Raw genomic sequence first — 19210 nt, forward strand, 5'->3', positions numbered from 1 at the left:
TTGGGGGGGGTTGGGGGGGGCGGGGCCCCGCGGGGGGGGGGCGGGGGGTTGGGGGGGGGGGGGGGGGGGGGGGCGCGGCCCCCCGTCGCGTGCCGCGACTCCCCCCGGGATATTTCGGGACCAAAGCAGGGGTCAGAGTTGCGCGAAGGCCGGGGCGTGGGTGATCGGGCTGGCTGCGGGCAGCGCACCATGGATCTGGAGGGCGGGGCCGGCATAGGGCGAGGTGAGGTCGGCGGGGCGGAAGCCTGCGCGGGCGTAGAGGCGGGGATCGCCAAGCACCACCACGGGCTGCCCGCCCGCCGCGGTGAGGGCGGCGCGGATCAGGGCGAGGCCGAGGCCGCGACCTTGCAGCGCCGGGTGGACGGCCAGCGGCGCCAGGGCCAGTGCAGGTTGCGTGGCGGTCAGGGGCGAGAGGGCGGTATGGCCGACGGGCTGGCCGTTCAGATGCGCCACGAGGGAATGGCTCAGCGTGCCGTCGCGGCGCAACCCGCGCAGCAGGCGGGCCTCGGCCGGGCCACCGAAGGCCTGCGTCAGCAGCGCGTCCAGGGGGGCGTGATCGGCTGTGGTTTCGGGGCGGATGCGGGGCTGCACCTCGTGGCGGTGAAAGTCGCGGGCCAGCGCCGTGCTGGACTGCCCCCATGCGCTGGCGGCGGTGCGGGTCCGGTGGGCGGCAAAGGCCGCGTCATCGGCGAAGATCTCGTCCAATGTCCAGATCATCGGGTCGTCGGACTGCGCGATCTGAAAGCGCAGGCAGCCCGGCTCGGCCCGGCTGAGATCGACATGGGCGGGCAGCAGGTCGAGAGCGGTCATCATCTGGCCCGCATCCGCGCAGATCAGCCGGCCGTGCAGCGCGACCGGCGCCGGGGTCAGCGTGACCTCTGTGCCGGTGGCATCAGGGGGGGCGGGGGCATGGTGGCCGCAGGCGCAACTCATCGGCGGGTCCTTTCGCGAGGGTCGCGGCAGGATGCGGGGGCCGGGCGGGGGCGTCAAGCGCCCAGGCTCAGATCGTGGCGCCCGATGCCATCCGGTCGAGGAAGGCTGCGGCCTCGGCGCGGACCCGGTCGCGATGGGACTGCGCCATCCGGTCCCATGTCGCGTAGATGCGCCCGATCCGGGGATTGGCACCGAGCCGGTCGCGGTGGCGGGCCAGAAAATCCCAGTAGAGCATGTTGAAGGGGCAGGCGTCGGGGCCGGTCCTGTCGCCCACCTTGTAGGCGCAGCCCTTGCAGTAATCCGACATCCTGTTGATGTAATTGCCCGAGCTGACATAGGGTTTGGAGCCGACGACGCCGCCATCGGCAAACTGGCTCATCCCGATCACGTTCGGCGCCTCGACCCATTCATAGGCGTCGAGATAGACGGCCAGATACCATTCATGCACCTGTGCGGGGTCGATCCCCGCCAGCAGCGCGAAATTGCCCGTCACCATCAGCCGCTGGATGTGATGGGCATAGGCGTGATCGCGGGTCTGGCCCACCGCCTGTTCCATGCAGGCCATCCGGGTCGGCGCCCCCCAATAGAGAGGCGGCAGGTCGCGGTGATGGTCCAGCGCATTGCGGGCGGTGTAGCCGGGCCCTTCGAGGAAATAGATGCCGCGCATGAACTCGCGCCAGCCGAGGATCTGGCGGATGAAGCCCTCGGCCGAATTCAGCCGCACGCGGCCCGCCGCAAAGGCATCGGCTGCGGCACGGCAGACCTCATGCGGCGACAGCAGCCCGGCATTGAGATAGGGCGACAGGACGGAATGATGCAGGAACGGGTCGTCCGTCAGCATCGCGTCCTGATAGGGGCCGAATTCGTCCAGCGAATGGGCGATGAAATGGTCCAGCACCTGCAAGGCGCCCGTGCGGTCGGTGGCATAGGTAAAGGGGCGCAGCCTGCCGAAAGTGTCGGGAAAGCGGGTCTCGACCAGATCCAGCACCTCGGCGGTGATCGGGTCGGGGTCGAATTGCGGCGGGCGCGCGCGCAGCAGGTCGGCGCGGGCGGGTTTGCGGTTGTCGTGGTCATAGTTCCACTTGCCGCCCGCAGGCTGGTCCCCCTCCATCAAGAGGCCGGTCTTGCGGCGCATCTGGCGATAGAACCACTCCATCCGCAATTCCTTGCGGCCCTTGGCCCAATCCGCGAATTCCGCGTGGCTGGCGAAAAAGCGGTCGTCGGGGCGCTGATGCACGGTGACGGGCAGGTCAGCCAGCGCATTGATCAGCCGCCATTCGCCCGGCTCGGTGGCGATGACCTCGGAGGCATTGTACCGGGTCGCGCGGCGCAGAAGTTCGCCGCCGATGCTGTGACTGTTCCGGGGATCATCGAGGCGGGTATAGGCGACGGTCAGACCCTTTGCGCGCAGCTCATCGGCGAATTTGCGCATGGCGGCGAAGAGAAAGGCGATCTTTTTCGGGTGGTGGCGGACATAGCTGGCCTCGTCCATGACCTCGGCCATGACGATGATGTCGCCGGGCGCGGCCTCGCGCAGGGCGGCGATGTCGTGGGACAGCTGGTCGCCCAGCACAAGGATCAGTCGCGGCATGGATCGCACCCCCGGAAATGACAGGACGCGCAGGATGCCCTGCGCGTTCCCAGGTCACGATGCGGCGGGGTGCCGCGTCAGCGCTGTTGGCCCGTCATTCCCACTCGATCGTGCCCGGCGGCTTCGAGGTGATGTCATAGGTGCAGCGGTTGATGCCCTTGACCTCATTGATGATGCGCGTGGCGGTTTCGCCCAGGAAGTCGTGGGTGAAGGGATAGTAATCCGCCGTCATGCCATCGACCGAGGTGACGGCGCGCAGCGCGCAGGCGAAATCATAGGTGCGCCCGTCGCCCATCACGCCCACGGTGCGGACCGGCAGAATCGCCACGAAGGCCTGCCAGATCTCGTCGTAAAGACCGTGCTTGCGGATCTGGTCGATGAAGACGGCATCGGCCTTGCGCAGGATCTCCAGCTTTTCGCGGGTGATCTCGCCGGGGCAGCGGATGGCGAGGCCGGGGCCGGGGAAGGGGTGGCGTCCGATAAAACTGTCGGGCAGGCCCAGTTCGCGGCCAAGGGCGCGGACCTCGTCCTTGAACAGCTCGCGCAGGGGCTCGACCAGCTTCAGGCCCATCTTTTCGGGCAGACCGCCGACGTTGTGGTGCGATTTGATCGTGACCGAGGGGCCGCCGCTGAAAGACACGCTTTCGATCACATCCGGGTAGAGCGTCCCTTGCGCCAGAAAATCGGCGCCGTCGATCTGGCTGGCGTATTTCTGGAACACGTCGATGAACAGCCGCCCGATGGTCTTGCGCTTGACCTCGGGGTCGCTGACGCCTTCCAGCGCGCCCAGGAACAGGTCGCTTTCGTTGGCGTGGATCAGCGGGATGTTGTAATTGTCGCGGAACATCTCGACGACCTGTTCGGCCTCGTTCAGGCGCAGCAACCCGTGATCGACAAAGACGCAGGTCAGCTGATCGCCGATCGCCTCGTGGATCAGGACGGCGGCGACCGAGCTGTCGACCCCGCCCGACAACCCGCAGATCACCTGACGGTCGCCCACCGTCTCGCGGATCTTGCGGATCGCCTCGTCCTTGTAGCTGGCCATGGTCCAGTCGCCGGTGAAGCCCGCCAGCCGCACGAAGTTTTCCAGCATTGTCCGACCGTTCGGGGTGTGATGCACCTCGGGGTGGAACTGCACGGCGTAGAACTGCCGCGCCTCATCCGCGATCATCGCCATGGGCGCATTGGGCGAGGTGCCGATCACCTCGAAGCCCGGCGCAAGCGCTGTGACGCGGTCGCCATGGCTCATCCAGACCTCTTCGCGGCCCCCGTCCTTGCCAGCCGTCTCGAACAGGCCCGCAAAGATGCCGTCGCCCTTGTGGCCCGGTGCCGGGGCGATGAAGGCGCGGCCATATTCGGCGTGGTGGCCTGCCTCGACGGCGCCGCCCAGCTGTTCCATCATCACCTGCTGGCCATAGCAGATGCCAAAGACGGGCACGCCCATCTCGAACACCGCCTGCGGGGCGCGGGGGCTGCCGGTGGTGGTGACGCTGGCCGGGCCGCCCGACAGGATGATCGCGCGCGGCGCCATCTGCCGCAGCATCTCGTCGGTCAGCAGGTTGAAGGGATGGATTTCGCAATAGACGTTCAGCTCGCGCAGTCGTCGCGCGATAAGCTGCGTCACCTGGCTGCCGAAATCTATGATCAGAAGGCGCTGATGCTGTGTCATGGACGCGGCTTTAAGCGCGGCGCGCGTCTCGTGCAAGCCCCTGATCGGTGCCGGAACCAGCCTTCGCGCGCGCGCGTTGCCCCGTCAGGCGCAAGCTGCCGTCCCTGTTCACGAATTTCCAGAGGTTTGCCATGATGATCCGCCATCTGACCGCCCTGACCGGGCTCGCTGCCCTGACTGCCTGCACCCCGCCCGGCGGGTTGGGGCCGGACCCCGCCGTCGAGGCCCCGGTCGAGCAGGCGCTGGCGGCGGAATGTGTGGGCGATGCGGCCCTGTCCGCGCAGATGAGCGCCAGCGTCAACGCCACCCGCGCGGCCGAGGGCAAGACCGCGCTGGCGTCTGATCCGCGGCTGGATCAGATCGCGCTGTCGCATGCCTGCGACATGGCGCGCCTTGGGCGGCTGGATGTGGCGGGCTCGAACGGCTCGAACGTGGTCGACCGGGCGCGGGCGGTCGGTTACCCGACCTGCGGCGCCGTGCAGCTGGTCGGGCGCGGCAATTCGGCCCCGGCGGTTCTGGGCAACTGGATGGCGCTGCCGCCGCAGCGCGAGCAGGTGCTGGGGCAACTGAGCTATCAGATCGGCAGCGGCGCGGTGCGCGGGCCGGGCGGGCAGGTCTGGCACAGCGTCGTTCTGGGCAATAACTGCCGGTAAGCGGGCAGGGGGCGCACAGCCCCCTGCTTGTGGCTATCGTTCCGGCACCAGCCCGCGCGGCGCAAAGCGCAGGACCAGCAGCAGCACGGCGCCCATGGCGATGAACCGCATATGCGGCGCGCTGTCCATCAGGTGCAGCTTCAGCGGGCCATCCGCCATCGGTCCGGTCAGGGCCGCGATCAGCGCCGGGCCCCAGACCTCGGCCTTGATCCACAAAAACCAGATCAGGATGGCGCCAAGTGCAGCACCCCAGTTGTTGCCCGAGCCGCCGACGATCACCATCACCCAGATCAGGAACGTATAGCGCAGCGGATTATAGCTGGTCGGCGCCAGCAGCCCGTCCAGCGTCACCATCATCGCGCCCGCAATCCCGATCACTGCCGATCCCAGCACGAAGACCTGCAGATGCCGCCCGGTGACGTTCTTGCCCATCGCCCCGGCTGCGGTCTCGTTGTCGCGGATGGCGCGCATCATCCGGCCCCAGGGCGATTTCAGCGCCAGTTCGGCCAGCAGCATGACCGACAGCAGCACGACCAGAAACAGCGACATATAGGACAGCTTGACCCAGATCCCCGACGCCTCGGCGGCGGCAAAGCCCCAATCGCTGGCAAAGGCCACGAATTCGGGGTTGCGCTGCAGCTCGATCTCGTAGGCGACCGGGCGCGGGATCGAGGTGATGTTCTTGACCCCCCGCGCCAACCAGTCCTCGTTGCGCATGACGGCCACGACGATTTCCGCGATGCCAAGCGTCGCAATCGCCAGATAGTCGGACCGCAGCCCAAGGGCGACCTTGCCGATGGCCCACGCGGCCCCGGCGGCCAGCATGCCGCCCACCAGCCACGAGACCAGCACCGGCAGCCCCAACCCGCCGATATTGCCGTGCCGGGCGGGGTTGTTGCCTTCGATTGCGGTCACAGCGGGGTCGAACAGACCCCGGAAGAGGAAAAACCCGCCGATCAGCACCAGCGCCACCAGCCAGCCCTTGCGCCAGCGCGTCCAGACCAGCTTGGCCACCGCGATTATGCCGATCCCTGTCAGCAGCGACACGATCAGACGCGGTCCACCTGCGTCCCAAGCGCCCTCGACCGGGGGCAGCGAGACCAGCACCGGCGCCAGCGCGCCCATGGCCAGAAAGCCCACGACGCCGACATTGAAGAGGCCCGCATAGCCCCATTGCATGTTCACCCCAAGCGCTGTGATGGCCGAGATCAGCCCCATGTTCAGGATCGCCAGCGAGGTGTTCCAGCTGCCCGAGAACATGGAATTGCGCACCGTCCCCTCCAGCACGAACAGCACGGCCAGGATCGCGAAGACGATCAGCGGGCGCCAGCGGGATGAGGCGGCGGCTTGTCTGTTGGTTGCCATGATGAACCCTCCCCTTAGACCGACTTGCCGCGGAACAGGCCGGTGGGCCGGAACAGCAGAACCACGATCAGAATGACAAAGCTGACGGCGAATTTGTATTCGGTGCCCAGCAGCTGCATCAGATTGCCGGGGCCTGCGTCATACCATGGCGCGATATAGCCCACGACGCGGACCCACGGATAGGTCACGGCCACCTCGGAAAAGGCCACCAGAAACCCGCCCGCAATGGCGCCAAGCGGGTTGCCAAGGCCGCCCACGATGGCCGCCGCGAAGATCGGCAGCAGGATCTGGAAATAGTTGAACGGGCGGAAGGATTTGTCCAAGCCATACAGCGTGCCCGCCATCACCATCAGCCCCGCCGCGATGATCCATGTCAGCCGCACCACCCGTTCGGGGTCGATGCCCGACAGCAGCGCCAGATCCTCGTTGTCGGAATAGGCGCGCATCCCCTTGCCCGACCGGGTGCGGTTCAGAAACCAGAACAGCGCGATCATCACGATGAAGGCCAGCACCACCGTCAGCGCCTGCGTGCTGCGCAGCGCCAGCCCCTCGGTCAGGCCGGTCATCTCGCGAAAGGTGCGCACGTCGATGATGAACCGTGCGCCATCGTCAAAGCGCTGCTCGTTCACGCCGATCAGCAGGCGCGTCAGGCCGTTCATCACGAACATCACGCCCACCGAGGCCATGACAAAGATGATCGGCGCGGCCTTCTGGCGGCGGTAGAAGCGATAGACCAGCCGGTCGCTGACCAGCACCAGCACCGCCGTCAGCGCAATCGCCAGCGGGATCGCCAGCAGCGCGGTCGGCAGCGGAAAGATCGACACGCCAAGCGCCTGCAATCCCCATGTCAGCAGGATCACGATGGCGGTGCCAAAGGCCATCGTGTCGCCATGCGCAAAGTTGGAAAACCGCAAAATGCCATAGATCAGCGTCACCCCAAGCGCGCCAAGCGCCAGTTGCGCGCCATAGGCGGCGGCGGGAATGAAAACGAAGTTCAGAAAGACCACGAGGCCGTTCAGGATATCCATGCCTCAGCCCCCCAGGAAGGTGCGGCGCACCTCGTCGTTTTGCATCAGGTCATGCCCGGTGCCGGTATGGGCGTTCGCGCCCTGCACCAGCACATAGGCCTTGTCGGCGATCATCATCGCCTGCCTTGCGTTCTGTTCCACCATCAGCACCGGCAACCCGCCGCGCGCGATGGCGATGATGCGGTCGAACAGCTCGTCCATGACAATGGGGCTGACGCCTGCGGTCGGCTCGTCCAGCATCAGCACCTTGGGCTGCGTCATCAGCGCCCGGCCCACGGCGACCTGCTGGCGCTGCCCGCCCGACAATTCGCCCGCCGCCTGTTTGCGTTTGGCGGCGACGGCGGGGAACAGGTCATAGACCTGCGCCATCGTGGCCTTGATGTCGTCGCGGCGGATATAGGCGCCCATCTCAAGGTTCTCTTCGACCGTCATCGACGGGAAGATGTTGTTGACCTGCGGCACAAAGCCCATGCCCGCGCGCACCCGGTCCTGCGGGTTCAGCGCGGTGATGTCCTGACCGTTCAGCCGAACCGAGCCCTGGCGCAGGTTCAGCATCCCGAACACCGCCTTCATCGCGGTGGATTTGCCCGCACCATTGGGGCCGACGATCACGGCGATCTGGCCCTGTTCCACGGCAATGGTGCAGTCGTGCAGAATGTCGGCGCCCTTGCCGTAACCGCCGGTCATGTTCTCACCGATCAGGAACGGATCGCCCGCGCGGCCCGCGCCCAAAGGCCCCGAGCGGCGGGTGCCGTCGATGGTGCCGCGCCCCTTGGGGTTCACGACCGAGGCGTCGCGGTTGCCGCGATTGCCGAAAACGGCGTTCTGATCGCTCATGCGCCCACCATATCCTTGTTCTTCAGGCCGGTGCCCAGATAGGCCTCGATCACGGCCTCGTTCTGCATGATGTCCTGCGCCCGGCCCTCGGCCAGCACGCGGCCCTCGGCCATGACGATCACCGGGTCACACAGCTTGCCGATGAAATCCATGTCATGTTCGATCACGCAGAAGGTATAGCCGCGTTCGCGGTTCAGACGGATGATCGCGTCGGCGATGGTCATCAGCAGGGTGCGGTTCACGCCCGCGCCGACCTCGTCCAGAAACACCACCTTGGCATCGACCATCATCGTGCGGCCCAGCTCCAGCAGCTTTTTCTGCCCGCCCGACAGGTTGCCCGCCAGCTCATCCGCCAGATGGCGGATGGTCAGGAAGTCCAGCACCTCATCGGCGCGGGCGCGCAGGGCGCGTTCCTCATCGCGGATGCGGGCGCGCTGAAGCCAGGTCTTCCACAGAACCTCGCCCGACTGATTGCCGGGCACCATCATCAGGTTCTCGCGCACGGTCATGGAGGCGAATTCATGCGCCAGCTGGAAGGTGCGCAGCAGGCCCTTGTGAAACAACGTATGCGGCGGCAGACCGGTGATGTCCTCGCCATCCATGAACACGCGCCCCGAGGTGGGGGGCAGCACGCCCGCGATGACGTTGAACAGCGTGGACTTGCCCGCCCCGTTCGGCCCGATCAGCCCGGTGATCGAGCCGGTCCCGATCGTCAGGCTGGCGCCGTCCACGGCCCGGAAGCCGCCGAAATGTCTGTGAAGGTCTTCGACCCTGATCATGTCACGCTTCCCTGTTGTCCCTTGCGGGCGAAGCTGGGCGCATTCGCGGCTGTTGTTGGGTGATGGAAAACGGCCCGGCACCGCAATGGGTGGCCGGGCCTTGCCGTCGTGGATCGCTCAGCGGTAGCCGACGATTTCCAGCTTGCCGTCGCGGAACTCGATCTCGCGATAGCTGCCTGCGGATTCGCCGGTGCCGACCAGCTCGACCGCCGTGGCGCCGACATAGTCGACATCGCCGCCTTCGTTGATGATCTCCAGCGCGCGGGCCAGCTGGCCCGGCAGGATCTCTTCGCCGGGGCCGTTGGCCACGTCCATGACGTGATCCTTGTAATCCGCCGGATCGCTGCTGCCCGCCTTGGCCATCGCCAGCATGATCAGCGCCGCCGCGTCATAGGCCTCGGACGAGAAGGCGCCCGAGCCGTCAAAGCCTGCCTCGCTGGCCATCGCCAGATAGGTCTCGCGGCCTTCGCCTTCGGCGGCGGGGTTCTGGCCGAAGCTGCCGTTGATCTCGGTGCCGAAATTGTCCTCCAGCGCCTGACCGACCATGCCGTCGGGGAAGACGAAGGTTTCGAACGCGCCGGTGTCCAGCGCCGCGCGCACGATGCCCGAGCCGCCCTGATCGACATAGCCCGCCACGACCAGCGCATCGCCGCCCGCGGCGGCCAGTGCGGCGACCTCGGCGGAATAGTCGGCCTTGCCGTCGTCATGGGCGGCGTTGGTGGTCACGGTGCCGCCTGCGGCCTCGAACGCGGCCTGGAAGCTGTCGGCCAGACCCTTGCCATAGTCGTTGTTGGTATAGGTCACCGCCACAGTGCCGACGCCCCGGTCATTCAGGATCTGTGCCATGACTTCGCCCTGACGCGCATCCGACGGCGAGGTGCGGAAGAACAGGCCGTCATCCTCGATATCCGACAGCGCCGGAGAGGTGGCCGAAGGCGAGATCATCACGATGCCATTGGCCATTGCGACGTTTTCCAGCGAGGCGATGGTTTCCCCCGAGCACATGCCCCCGATAATGCCGCGCACGCCCTCGGCGGCGATCAGTCGCTCGACCGTGGCGGTGGCTGCGGCGGCGTCGATACAGGTGGTGTCGCCCTGTACGCCAACCACGGTGGAACCATCCAGCAAAAGCCCGGAATCGCTGACTTCTTTCATGGCCAGTTCGGCCCCTGCGGCCATGGCAGGCGCCATGGATTCCAGCGGGCCGGTGAAGCCAAGCGAGATGCCCAGCTTGATCTCTTCAGCGCCTGCAGCACCGGCCAGAAGGGCACCGGCGGCGGATGCGAGAAGAAGTTTTTTCATGATTAAGTCTCCCAGTTGGAACATTGTCCTGCGGGGAGGTTAGAAGCAGCCTGCTGAAAAGGGAAGCATCATATGGGGCAGTTTTGTATGCCCTTGACGCAAGGTCAGGCCGACCCGCGGGGTGGCGCGGGCCGGTGTTGGCCGGGCTGGTCCGTCAGGCGGCGGGCAGGGCCTGCGCGCGGATCGGCGCATAGATCTGTTCCAGCCGTACCACCGCCTCTTCCGGGGTCATCGCGATGCTTTCACCGCTGCGACGGTTGGTCAGCTCGACCTGATTGTTGGCCAGCCCGCGCGGGCCGACCGTGATCCGCCAGGGCAGCCCGATCAGGTCCATCGAGGCGAATTTCGTGCCCGCCCGTTCGTCGCGGTCATCATAAAGCGGGTCCAGACCGCGCGTGCGCAGCAGGGCATAGATCGCCTCGCAGGCATTGTCGGTCGAGGCGTCGCCCTGTTTCAGATTGACGATGCCGACATGGAACGGGGTCACGCCCTCGGGCCAGATGATCCCCTTGTCATCATGGTTGGCCTCGATGATGGCGCCCAGCAGGCGGCTGACGCCGATGCCGTGGCTGCCCATATGCACCGGCACCTGCGCGCCGCTGGAATCGCGCACCGTGGCGCCCATCGGTTCCGAATATTTGGTGCCGAAATAGAAGATCTGGCCGACCTCGATCCCGCGCGCGGTGCGGCGGCGATCCTCGGGAACCTCGGCATAGACCGCCTCGTCATGGGTCTCGTCGGTGCGGGCATAGCGCGAGGTGAACTCTTCCAGCACGGCCTGGCACTGAGCGACATCATCATAGTCGATCTCGCGGTCGCCAAAGGTCAGGTCGGTGATCTGGCTGTCATAGAACACCTCGGATTCGCCGGTCTCGGCCAGCACCAGGAATTCATGCGTATAGTCGCCACCGATCGGGCCGCCATCGGCGCGCATCGGGATCGCCTGCAACCCCATGCGTTCATAGCTGCGCAGATAGCTGACCAGATGCCGGTTATAGGCATGCAGGGCGGCCTCTTTGGTCAGGTCAAAGTTATAGCCGTCCTTCATCAGGAATTCGCGGCCGCGCATCACGCCGAACCGGGGGCGGATCTCGTCGCGGAACTTCCACTGGATGTGATACAGCGTCAGCGGCAGGTCCTTGTAGCTGCCGACATGGGCGCGGAAGATGTCGGTGATCATCTCCTCGTTGGTGGGACCATAGAGCAGATCGCGCTTGTGGCGGTCTTGCACGCGCAGCATTTCCTCGCCGTAATCGTCATAGCGACCGGATTCGCGCCACAGATCGGCGGGCTGCAGCGTCGGCATCAGCATCGGGATATGGCCCGCGCGTTGCTGTTCCTCATGCACGATCTGCTCGATCCGGCGCAGCAGCTTGAGGCCAAGCGGCAACCAGGAATAGATCCCCGCCGCCTGCTGCTTGATCATGCCCGCGCGCAGCATCAGCCGGTGGCTGACGATCTGCGCCTCTTTGGGGTCTTCCTTGAGAACGGGCAGGAAATAGCGCGACAGACGCATGGGACATCTCTTTGGTGGCGTGTTTGCACCGTCTTGAGCCAAGAGCCGCCGTTATGCAAGGGTGGGGCCGCTCGCGCACACTTGCAACGGCAGGGGTGACCCGGCACATAGACGGCAAAGGGTGACAGGGGTTTGGGGTCATGCGTATTCCGGTTCGGGTGCAGCTTCTGTGGTGGGGTGTGGCGGCAATCGCCGTGCTGGTTGCGCTGTGGCTGCTGGGGCAGGCGGTGCTGCCCTTCATCATCGGGGCGGGGATCGCCTATCTGATGGACCCGCTGGCCGACCGGCTGGAACGCGCGGGCCTGTCGCGCACGATGGCGGTGGTGGTGATCACGCTGATCACGGTGCTGGCCTTCGTGGCGGTGGTGCTGCTGATCGTGCCGCTGCTGCTGCGTCAGGCGGGGGCGCTGATCGAGACCGCGCCGCAGATGTTCGAACAGGCCCGCGCCTTTGTCGAGACCCGCTTTCCGTCGCTGATCCCCGATGCCGGGCAGGCCAGCCAGACCCTGTCCGAGATGGGCACCGCGCTGCGCGAACAGGGTGGTGCGCTGGTGGGCGGGGTGCTGGGCTCGGTGCGCGGCTTCATCGGCGCGGTGGCGGTGCTGGTGATCGTGCCGGTGGTGGCCTTCTATCTGCTGCTGGACTGGGACCACCTTGTGGCGCGCATCGACGCGTTGCTGCCGCGCGAGCACGCCCCCGTCATCCGCCATCTGGCGACCGAGATCGACGCCGCCCTTGCAGGCTTTCTGCGCGGTCAGGCGCTGGTGATCCTGATTCTGGGTACGTGGTATGCAATCATGCTGATGGTGATCGGGCTGCCCTTCGGTTTTTTCATCGGCATCATGGCGGCGGTCTTGTCCTTCATCCCCTATGTCGGCGTGCTGATCGGGGGGGTGACGGCCATCGGCGTGGCGCTGTTCAGCTTCTGGGGCGATCCGGTCTGGATCGGCGCCGTCATCGCCGTCTTTGCCATCGGCCAGATTGTCGAGGGCAATTACCTGCAGCCCAAGATCGTGGGCCATCATGTCGGCCTGCACCCGGTCTGGCTGCTGCTGGCGCTGTCGGTGTTCGGCTCGCTGTTCGGCTTTGTCGGGCTGGTGCTGGCGGTGCCGATGGCGGCGGCGCTGGGGGTGCTGGCGCGGTTCCTGACCGGGCGCTACCTGTCCAGCGGGCTCTACACGGGGCAGGCCGTGCAGCCCGAACCGGCCCGCCCGCTGCGGGTCGAGCTGGTGCCTGCGGGCACGCTGGCCACCGAACTGCATGACGAGCGGCGCGACGCGCCGCTGCCATCGGCGGCGCCGGTTCAGAAAGGCGACGGGTGACGTTGTTTTCGACCTCTCGGCAGCTGACGCTGGACCTGACCACCGCCCCCGCGCATTCGCGGGCCGATTTCCTGACCGCGCCCGCCAATGAGGCCGCGCTGCGGATGCTGGACCAGCCCCTGTCATGGCCGCAGGGCCGGATGCTGCTGATCGGCCCCGAAGGGTCGGGCAAGACCCATCTGGCCGCCTTCTGGGCCGCCGAGAACGGCGCGCGACGTGTCAGCGCCGCCGCTTTGCGCCCCGATGCCGCCGATGCGCTGGCCTCCGAGGGCGGCGCGGTCGTGGTCGAGGATGCCGATCATGCGGGCTTTGCCGCGGGGGCCGAGCAGGCGCTGTTTCACCTGTGGAACCTCTGCGGGCCGCGCGACTGCCTGCTGCTGCTGACCGCCCGCTCTGCGCCGCGCGACTGGGGTCTGGTGCTGCCCGACCTGCGCTCGCGCATGGATGCGATGCCGCAGGTCCGGCTTGGGCCCCCCGACGAGACGCTGCTGGCCGCCGTGCTGGTCAAGCTGTTTGCCGACCGGCAACTCGCGGTCTCGGCCGGGCTGATCGACTGGCTGGTGCTGCACATGGACCGCGATCTGGGGCTGGCGCGGCGGCTGGTGGCGGCGATGGACCGGGCCGCGATGGCCGAAAAAGGCCCGGTGACCCGACGCATTGCCGCCGACCTGCTGGACAATCTGTCCGCAGACTGTGCATGATCCCGCCACCCAAACCGCGCGACAGAACATGACCCTTGCCGATTATCTCCGTACCCCGTTTCCCGACCCCCAAGAGATTGAGGGCGGCGTCCCCGAAGGCCCTGCGCGGTTTTTCAATCGCGAAATCAGCTGGTTGTCTTTCAACTGGCGCGTGCTGGATGAGGCGCGCAATCCCCGCGTGCCGCTGCTGGAACGGCTGCGCTTCGTCTCGATCAGCGCGACCAATCTGGACGAGTTCTACACCGTCCGCGTCGCGGGCCTGCGCGAGCTGGTGCGCGAGGGCAGCACCACGCCTTCGGATGACGGGCTGACGCCTGCGGAACAACTGGCGCTGATCAATGCCGACGCCCGCCGCCTGATGAGCGCGCAGCAGGGCGTCTGGAACGGGCTGCGCCGCGAGATGGAGCAGGCGGGCATCGTCATCCTGTCGCGCCAGCGCCTGACCGGCGCCGAAGAGGCATTCCTGCACGATTATTTCGAGAACCGCGTCTTTCCGGTCCTCTCGCCGCTGGCCATCGACCCGGCGCATCCGTTCCCGTTCATCCCCAATACCGGCTTTTCGCTGGCGCTGGAACTGGCGCGCGAGACGGATGGCCGCCAGATGCAGGCGCTGTTGCCGATCCCGGCGCAGCTGCCGCGCTTTGTCGCGCTGCCGGGCGGGCAGCGGTTCCTGAAGCTGGAAGACCTGCTGCTGATGCATCTCTCCAGCCTGTTTCCGGGCTATCGCGATGCGGGCCATTGCCGGTTCCGCGTGCTGCGCGACAGCGATCTTGAGGTCGAGGACGAGGCCGAAGACCTTGTCCGCGAATTCGAGACCGCGCTGAAGCGGCGCCGCCGGGGCAGCGTCATCCGTCTCAAGATCACCGCGGGCGCGCCCGACCGGCTGCGCCGCCTGATCATGGCGGAACTGGAGGTCGGCCCCGATGAGGTGGTCGAGGTCGAGGGCATGCTGGGCATGGCCGATCTGTCCGAACTGGTGCTGGACAGCCGCCGCGACCTGCTGTGGCCCGCCTTTCTGCCGCGCGTGCCCGAACGGGTGCAGGACCATGACGGCGACATGTTTGCAGCGATGCGGCAAAAGGACATGCTGCTGCACCACCCCTATGAGACCTTTGACATGGTCGTGCGCTATCTGGCGCAGGCGGCGCGCGATCCCGATGTGCTGGCGATCAAGCAGACGCTGTACCGCACCTCGCGCGACAGCCCCATTGTCGATGCGCTCTGCGAGGCGGCCGAGGCGGGCAAGTCGGTCACCGCGCTGGTCGAGCTGAAAGCCCGCTTTGACGAGGCCGCCAATATCCGCCAGTCGCGGCGGCTGGAACGGTCGGGCGCGCATGTCGTTTACGGCTTCGTGAACTACAAGACCCATGCCAAGATCAGCACCGTGGTCCGGCGCGAGGGCGACCGGCTGGTGACCTATACCCATTACGGCACCGGCAACTATCACCCGATCACCGCGCGCATCTATACCGACCTGTCGCTGTTCACCTGCGATCCGGCGCTGGGGCGCGATGCGACCAAGGTGTTCAACTATCTGTCGGGCTATGTGCAGCCTGCGGGCCTGGAGAACCTGTCCATCGCCCCCATCGACATGAAGTCCCACCTGATCGAGATGATCGGACGCGAGGCTGAATTTGCCCGTCAGGGCCGCCCCGCCGCGATCTGGGCCAAGATGAATGCGCTGATCGAACGCGACGTGATCGAGGCGCTGTATGCGGCCAGCGAAGCCGGGGTCAAGATCAGCCTCGTTATCCGCGGAATCTGCGGAATTCGACCGGGTATCAAAGGCTTGTCCGAGAATATTCGTGTGAAATCTATCGTCGGGCGTTATCTGGAGCATTCCCGGATCGTCTGCTTTGGCAGCGGGCATGGCCTGCCCTCGGCCAAGGCGCGGGTGTTCTTCAGCTCGGCCGACTGGATGGACCGCAACCTCAACCGCCGGGTCGAGACGCTGCTGGAATGCAACAACGACACCGTCAAGGCGCAGATCGTCAACCAGATCATGGCCGCCAATATGGCAGATGAGGCACAAAGCTGGCTGCTGCAGCCCGATGGCCGCTATGTGCGCTATCTGCCGGAAGGCCAGGACGATCTGTTTAACTGTCACCGTTTTTTCATGGAAAATCCGTCACTTTCCGGGCGGGGTACTGCGGGGGCACGCGATGTGCCTGCCCTGACCCACACCACCGAGTGACCCGCGCCCCATTCCGGGCGCGGCAACAGGATATGAGGCACGGATGAACAGTGTGCGAATTGCCACCGGCAAAAAGGTCGAGATTTTCGGCCCCAAATTCCGCAAGCTGCCCAAGCGGGCGCTGAAACGGGTGGGCGTGGTCGATGTCGGCTCGAACTCGATCCGGCTGGTGGTGTTTGACGGCGCCGCACGCTCGCCTGCCTATTTCTACAACGAAAAGATCATGGCCGGGCTGGGGCAGGACATGGCCCGGACCGGCAAGCTGAACCCGGAAGGCATCAAGCGCGGATTTGCCGCGCTGCGCCGGTTCGCGGCCCTTGCCCGCAGCATGAAGATCGAGCCGCTGACCTGCGTGGCCACCGCCGCCGTGCGCGAGGCCGAGGATGGCCCGGCCTTTCGCACCCGCGTCGAACGCGAGACCGGGCTGACGCTGCATGTCATCGACGGCCCCGAAGAGGCGCGGCTGTCGGCGCAGGGCGTGCTGCTGGGCTGGCCCGAGGCGCGCGGGCTGGTCTGCGATATCGGCGGCAACTCGATGGAACTGGCCGAGGTGGCGGCGGGCAAGGTCGGGCGCCGCGCGACCTCGCAACTGGGGCCGTTCCGCCTGCAACAGGTGCCCGAGGACAAGCTGCACGACCATATCGACGCGATCCTCAGGGAACTGGCTGCCGAAATGGGCGCCGATCATCGCAAGATCTATCTGGTCGGGGGCTCGTGGCGGGCCATCGCGCGACTGGATATGGAGCGGCGCGGCTATCCGATGACGGTCCTGCACGAATACCGCATGTCCCCCGGGGATGCCGCCGAAACCGTGGCGTGGATCGCGCAGAGCGATCTGACGACGCTGCGGTCAAAGACCGGCATTTCGGCCTCTCGGATGGAGCTGGTGCCGCTGGCCTCGCAGGTGCTGTCCCGCATGATCAAGGTGTTCGGCCCGTCCGAGCTGTACATCTCCAGCTATGGTATCCGCGAGGGGCTGCTATACGAGCATATGTCCGTGGCCCTGCGCAAGCGCGATCCGCTGCTGGAGGCCGCGCGGTTCACCGAAAAGCAGATGTCGCGGCTGCCGGGCTTTGGCAAGAAGCTGTATCAGTTCCTGCTGCCGTTGTTCCCCGACATGACCCCCGAACGCGACCGTCTGGTGCGCGCGGCCTGCCTGCTGCACGACACGGCCTGGCGCGCCCATCCCGATTACCGCGCCGAGGTCTGTTTCGACAATGTGACCCGCGCCAACATGGCGGCGCTGAGCCACCCCGAACGGGTCTTTCTGGGCGTCGCCTTGCTGCACCGCTACAAGAACAGCCGCGCGAAATCGCCCATGGCGCCGCTGTTTGCGCTGCTGGACGACGCGCAGTTGCGCGATGCCGAGATCCTTGGCAAGGCGATGCGCTTTGGCGCGATGTTTGCCATCGACGATCCCGAAGATGCCGGCCGCCTGAACTATCAGCCCGGCAAGCGGCTGGAACTGAAACTGACCTCGACCGGCCGCGATCTGCTGGGAGAGGTGGCCCGCGCGCGGTTCAGATCACTGGGCGAGGCTTTGGGTGTCGAGCCGGTCGTCAACTAGCCCCGCGCGGTCGGGTGGATCAGGCAGGCATCGTCATCGACGAATGCCTGTCCTTTTCTTGCCTCATGTGACGGGTTCTTTTTCGCGACAGTCATGATGCGCAGCGGGCGGGGCTGGACCCCCGGCCCCGGCTTTCCCATGATGGCGCGGGCAAGGGGGCGCCATGGAAATCACCACCACATTTTCGCTGTCGGATCATCTGGGGCCGCTGGCGCTTGGTTTTGAATGGCTGGTCGTCGGGATCGAGCTGTTCGCGATTCTGATCCTGATGCTGGGCCTCGTGCGCTTTGCGCGCGATTTCGTCACCGGCGAGATCCTGCAAAGCGATGCGCATGAACGCTCGCACCGGCTGAATGTCGGGCGGCTGACGCTGGGGCGGCATATCCTGTCGGGGCTGGAGGTGCTGATCGTGGCCGATCTGATCCGCACCATGCTGCACCTGTCGCTGCCCAACATCATCCTGCTGGGCGGGCTGGTCGCCATCCGGGCGCTGATTTCGTTCTTTCTTGAGCGCGAACTGAGCCATCTGGAACAAGAGGGCTGATCCCGCATACGAGAAAGGGCGCCCACAAGGGGCGCCCTTTGCCGTTCTGCCAAGCGGGGCAGGGGGATGATTACATCATGCCGCCCATGCCGCCCATGTCGGGCATGCCGCCGCCGCCACCCTGGCCCTTGGGCTCGGGTTTTTCGGCGATCATGGCTTCGGTGGTGATCAGCAGACCGGCGACCGAGGACGCATCCTCCAGCGCGGTGCGGACAACCTTGGCCGGGTCGATGACGCCGAACTTGAACATGTCGCCATATTCTTCGGTCTGCGCGTTGAAGCCGAACGTCTTGTCGGTCGATTCCCGGACCTTGCCAGCCACGACGGCGCCATCGACGCCTGCGTTTTCAGCAATCTGGCGCATCGGTGCTTCCAGTGCGCGACGGATGATGGCAATGCCCGCATCCTGATCGCTGTTCGCGCCGGTCAGACCTTCCAGAACTTTGCCGCCCTGAACCAGAGCCACGCCGCCGCCGACGACCACGCCCTCTTGCACGGCCGCACGGGTCGCGTTCAGGGCATCGTCAACGCGGTCTTTGCGCTCTTTGACTTCGATTTCGCTCATGCCGCCGACGCGGATGACTGCGACACCGCCGGCCAGCTTGGCCACGCGCTCTTGCAGCTTCTCTTTGTCATAGTCCGAGGTGGTTTCCTCGATCTGCTGACGGATCTGGCTGACACGGGCCTCGATCTCGGACTTCTCACCGGCGCCGTCGACGATGGTGGTGTTGTCCTTGTTGATCGTGACTTTCTTGGCGCGGCCCAGCATGTCGATGCCGACATTTTCCAGCTTCATGCCCAGATCTTCGCTGATGACCTGACCGCCGGTCAGGATCGCCAGATCCTGCAGCATCGCCTTGCGACGATCGCCGAAGCCCGGAGCCTTGACAGCTGCGATCTTCAGACCGCCGCGCAGCTTGTTGACGACCAGCGTGGCCAGAGCCTCGCCTTCGACGTCTTCCGAGATGATGACCAGCGGCTTGCCCGACTGGATGACAGCTTCCAGCAGCGGCACCATCGGCTGCAGCGAGGACAGTTTTTTCTCGTGCAGCAGGATATAGGCGTCTTCCAGATCCGCGACCATCTTGTCGGGGTTGGTCACGAAGTAGGGCGACAGGTAGCCGCGGTCGAACTGCATGCCTTCGACGACTTCGACCTCGGTCTCCATCCCCTTGTTCTCTTCGACGGTGATGACACCCTCGTTGCCGA

General features: G+C 66.1%; 16 protein-coding genes. 6 read left to right on the top strand and 10 right to left on the bottom strand.

Annotation, left to right across the window (positions count from 1 at the left end; translation table 11 throughout):
- Positions 1 to 132 precede the first annotated feature (132 nt).
- The 3 genes from ACK41U_RS04860 to guaA form a co-directional block, all read right to left on the bottom strand.
- Positions 133 to 933 (bottom strand): GNAT family N-acetyltransferase, encoded by an 801-nt coding sequence (locus ACK41U_RS04860; protein ID WP_409676794.1) that lies wholly within the window; start codon positions 931 to 933, stop codon positions 133 to 135.
- Positions 934 to 1000: 67 nt separating this feature from the next.
- Positions 1001 to 2524: a cryptochrome/photolyase family protein gene (locus ACK41U_RS04865; protein WP_409676797.1), complete on the bottom strand. Its 1524-nt coding sequence runs from the start codon at positions 2522 to 2524 to the stop codon at positions 1001 to 1003.
- A gap of 94 nt (positions 2525 to 2618) precedes the next feature.
- On the bottom strand, positions 2619 to 4193 hold the full coding sequence (guaA, locus tag ACK41U_RS04870; protein WP_409676800.1) for a glutamine-hydrolyzing GMP synthase: 1575 nt from the start codon (positions 4191 to 4193) through the stop codon (positions 2619 to 2621).
- A gap of 134 nt (positions 4194 to 4327) precedes the next feature.
- Between guaA and ACK41U_RS04875 the strand changes: the two genes are divergently transcribed.
- A complete protein-coding gene (locus ACK41U_RS04875) occupies positions 4328 to 4846 on the top strand; it encodes a CAP domain-containing protein (protein ID WP_409676803.1) in 519 nt (172 codons plus the stop codon).
- 33 nt (positions 4847 to 4879) lie between these two features.
- Here the strand turns inward: ACK41U_RS04875 and ACK41U_RS04880 are convergent, their stop codons facing one another.
- From ACK41U_RS04880 to proS, 6 genes are all read right to left on the bottom strand, one after another.
- The gene (locus ACK41U_RS04880) at positions 4880 to 6211 is read right to left on the bottom strand and encodes a branched-chain amino acid ABC transporter permease (RefSeq protein ID WP_409676806.1); all 1332 of its coding nucleotides are present in this window, start codon (positions 6209 to 6211) and stop codon (positions 4880 to 4882) included.
- 14 nt (positions 6212 to 6225) lie between these two features.
- Positions 6226 to 7239: a branched-chain amino acid ABC transporter permease gene (locus ACK41U_RS04885; protein ID WP_409676809.1), complete on the bottom strand. Its 1014-nt coding sequence runs from the start codon at positions 7237 to 7239 to the stop codon at positions 6226 to 6228.
- Positions 7240 to 7242: 3 nt separating this feature from the next.
- On the bottom strand, positions 7243 to 8076 hold the full coding sequence (locus ACK41U_RS04890) for an ABC transporter ATP-binding protein (RefSeq protein ID WP_409676812.1): 834 nt from the start codon (positions 8074 to 8076) through the stop codon (positions 7243 to 7245).
- Positions 8073 to 8855: an ABC transporter ATP-binding protein gene (locus ACK41U_RS04895; protein ID WP_409676815.1), complete on the bottom strand. Its 783-nt coding sequence runs from the start codon at positions 8853 to 8855 to the stop codon at positions 8073 to 8075. The genes ACK41U_RS04890 and ACK41U_RS04895 overlap by 4 nt, the downstream gene beginning before the upstream one ends.
- Positions 8856 to 8972: 117 nt before the next feature.
- Positions 8973 to 10157 carry an ABC transporter substrate-binding protein gene (locus tag ACK41U_RS04900; RefSeq protein WP_409676818.1) on the bottom strand — a complete coding sequence of 395 codons (1185 nt, stop codon included), beginning with the start codon at positions 10155 to 10157 and terminating at the stop codon, positions 8973 to 8975.
- Between the two features lie 154 nt (positions 10158 to 10311).
- On the bottom strand, positions 10312 to 11673 hold the full coding sequence (gene proS, locus ACK41U_RS04905) for a proline--tRNA ligase (protein WP_409676821.1): 1362 nt from the start codon (positions 11671 to 11673) through the stop codon (positions 10312 to 10314).
- Between the two features lie 140 nt (positions 11674 to 11813).
- On the opposite strand from proS, the gene ACK41U_RS04910 reads away from it, so the two are divergent.
- From ACK41U_RS04910 to ACK41U_RS04930, 5 genes are all read left to right on the top strand, one after another.
- Positions 11814 to 12995 (top strand): AI-2E family transporter, encoded by a 1182-nt coding sequence (locus ACK41U_RS04910; protein WP_409676824.1) that lies wholly within the window; start codon positions 11814 to 11816, stop codon positions 12993 to 12995.
- Positions 12992 to 13696: a chromosomal replication initiator DnaA gene (locus ACK41U_RS04915; RefSeq protein WP_409676827.1), complete on the top strand. Its 705-nt coding sequence runs from the start codon at positions 12992 to 12994 to the stop codon at positions 13694 to 13696. Before ACK41U_RS04910 ends, ACK41U_RS04915 begins: the two co-directional genes overlap by 4 nt.
- A gap of 28 nt (positions 13697 to 13724) precedes the next feature.
- Complete coding sequence (locus ACK41U_RS04920) at positions 13725 to 15890, top strand: RNA degradosome polyphosphate kinase (protein WP_409676830.1); 2166 nt, start codon at positions 13725 to 13727, stop codon at positions 15888 to 15890.
- Between the two features lie 43 nt (positions 15891 to 15933).
- Positions 15934 to 17457, top strand: coding sequence for a Ppx/GppA family phosphatase (locus ACK41U_RS04925; protein WP_409676832.1), 1524 nt, complete (start codon positions 15934 to 15936; stop codon positions 17455 to 17457).
- Between the two features lie 163 nt (positions 17458 to 17620).
- Entirely contained in the window at positions 17621 to 18001 is a 381-nt protein-coding gene (locus tag ACK41U_RS04930) for a DUF1622 domain-containing protein (protein ID WP_409676834.1), read from the top strand.
- A 70-nt stretch (positions 18002 to 18071) separates the two neighbouring features.
- On the opposite strand, the gene groEL is transcribed toward ACK41U_RS04930, so the two are convergent.
- Positions 18072 to 19210 (bottom strand): chaperonin GroEL (gene groEL, locus ACK41U_RS04935; protein WP_409676836.1); only part of this gene is annotated, 1139 nt, incomplete at its 5' end.

The organism is Paracoccus sp. (in: a-proteobacteria), assembly GCF_046289755.1.
Lineage (GTDB): Bacteria > Pseudomonadota > Alphaproteobacteria > Rhodobacterales > Rhodobacteraceae > Paracoccus.

Coding starts and splice junctions, on each gene's coding strand:
- ACK41U_RS04890 (WP_409676812.1), bottom strand. CDS start 8,076: ATGAGCGATCAGAACGCCGTTTTCGGCAATCGCGGCAACCGCGACGCC.
- ACK41U_RS04910 (WP_409676824.1), top strand. CDS start 11,814: ATGCGTATTCCGGTTCGGGTGCAGCTTCTGTGGTGGGGTGTGGCGGCA.
- ACK41U_RS04900 (WP_409676818.1), bottom strand. CDS start 10,157: ATGAAAAAACTTCTTCTCGCATCCGCCGCCGGTGCCCTTCTGGCCGGT.
- ACK41U_RS04920 (WP_409676830.1), top strand. CDS start 13,725: ATGACCCTTGCCGATTATCTCCGTACCCCGTTTCCCGACCCCCAAGAG.
- ACK41U_RS04880 (WP_409676806.1), bottom strand. CDS start 6,211: ATGGCAACCAACAGACAAGCCGCCGCCTCATCCCGCTGGCGCCCGCTG.
- ACK41U_RS04895 (WP_409676815.1), bottom strand. CDS start 8,855: ATGATCAGGGTCGAAGACCTTCACAGACATTTCGGCGGCTTCCGGGCC.
- ACK41U_RS04925 (WP_409676832.1), top strand. CDS start 15,934: ATGAACAGTGTGCGAATTGCCACCGGCAAAAAGGTCGAGATTTTCGGC.
- ACK41U_RS04865 (WP_409676797.1), bottom strand. CDS start 2,524: ATGCCGCGACTGATCCTTGTGCTGGGCGACCAGCTGTCCCACGACATC.
- ACK41U_RS04875 (WP_409676803.1), top strand. CDS start 4,328: ATGATCCGCCATCTGACCGCCCTGACCGGGCTCGCTGCCCTGACTGCC.
- ACK41U_RS04860 (WP_409676794.1), bottom strand. CDS start 933: ATGAGTTGCGCCTGCGGCCACCATGCCCCCGCCCCCCCTGATGCCACC.
- guaA (WP_409676800.1), bottom strand. CDS start 4,193: ATGACACAGCATCAGCGCCTTCTGATCATAGATTTCGGCAGCCAGGTG.
- ACK41U_RS04885 (WP_409676809.1), bottom strand. CDS start 7,239: ATGGATATCCTGAACGGCCTCGTGGTCTTTCTGAACTTCGTTTTCATT.
- proS (WP_409676821.1), bottom strand. CDS start 11,673: ATGCGTCTGTCGCGCTATTTCCTGCCCGTTCTCAAGGAAGACCCCAAA.
- ACK41U_RS04930 (WP_409676834.1), top strand. CDS start 17,621: ATGGAAATCACCACCACATTTTCGCTGTCGGATCATCTGGGGCCGCTG.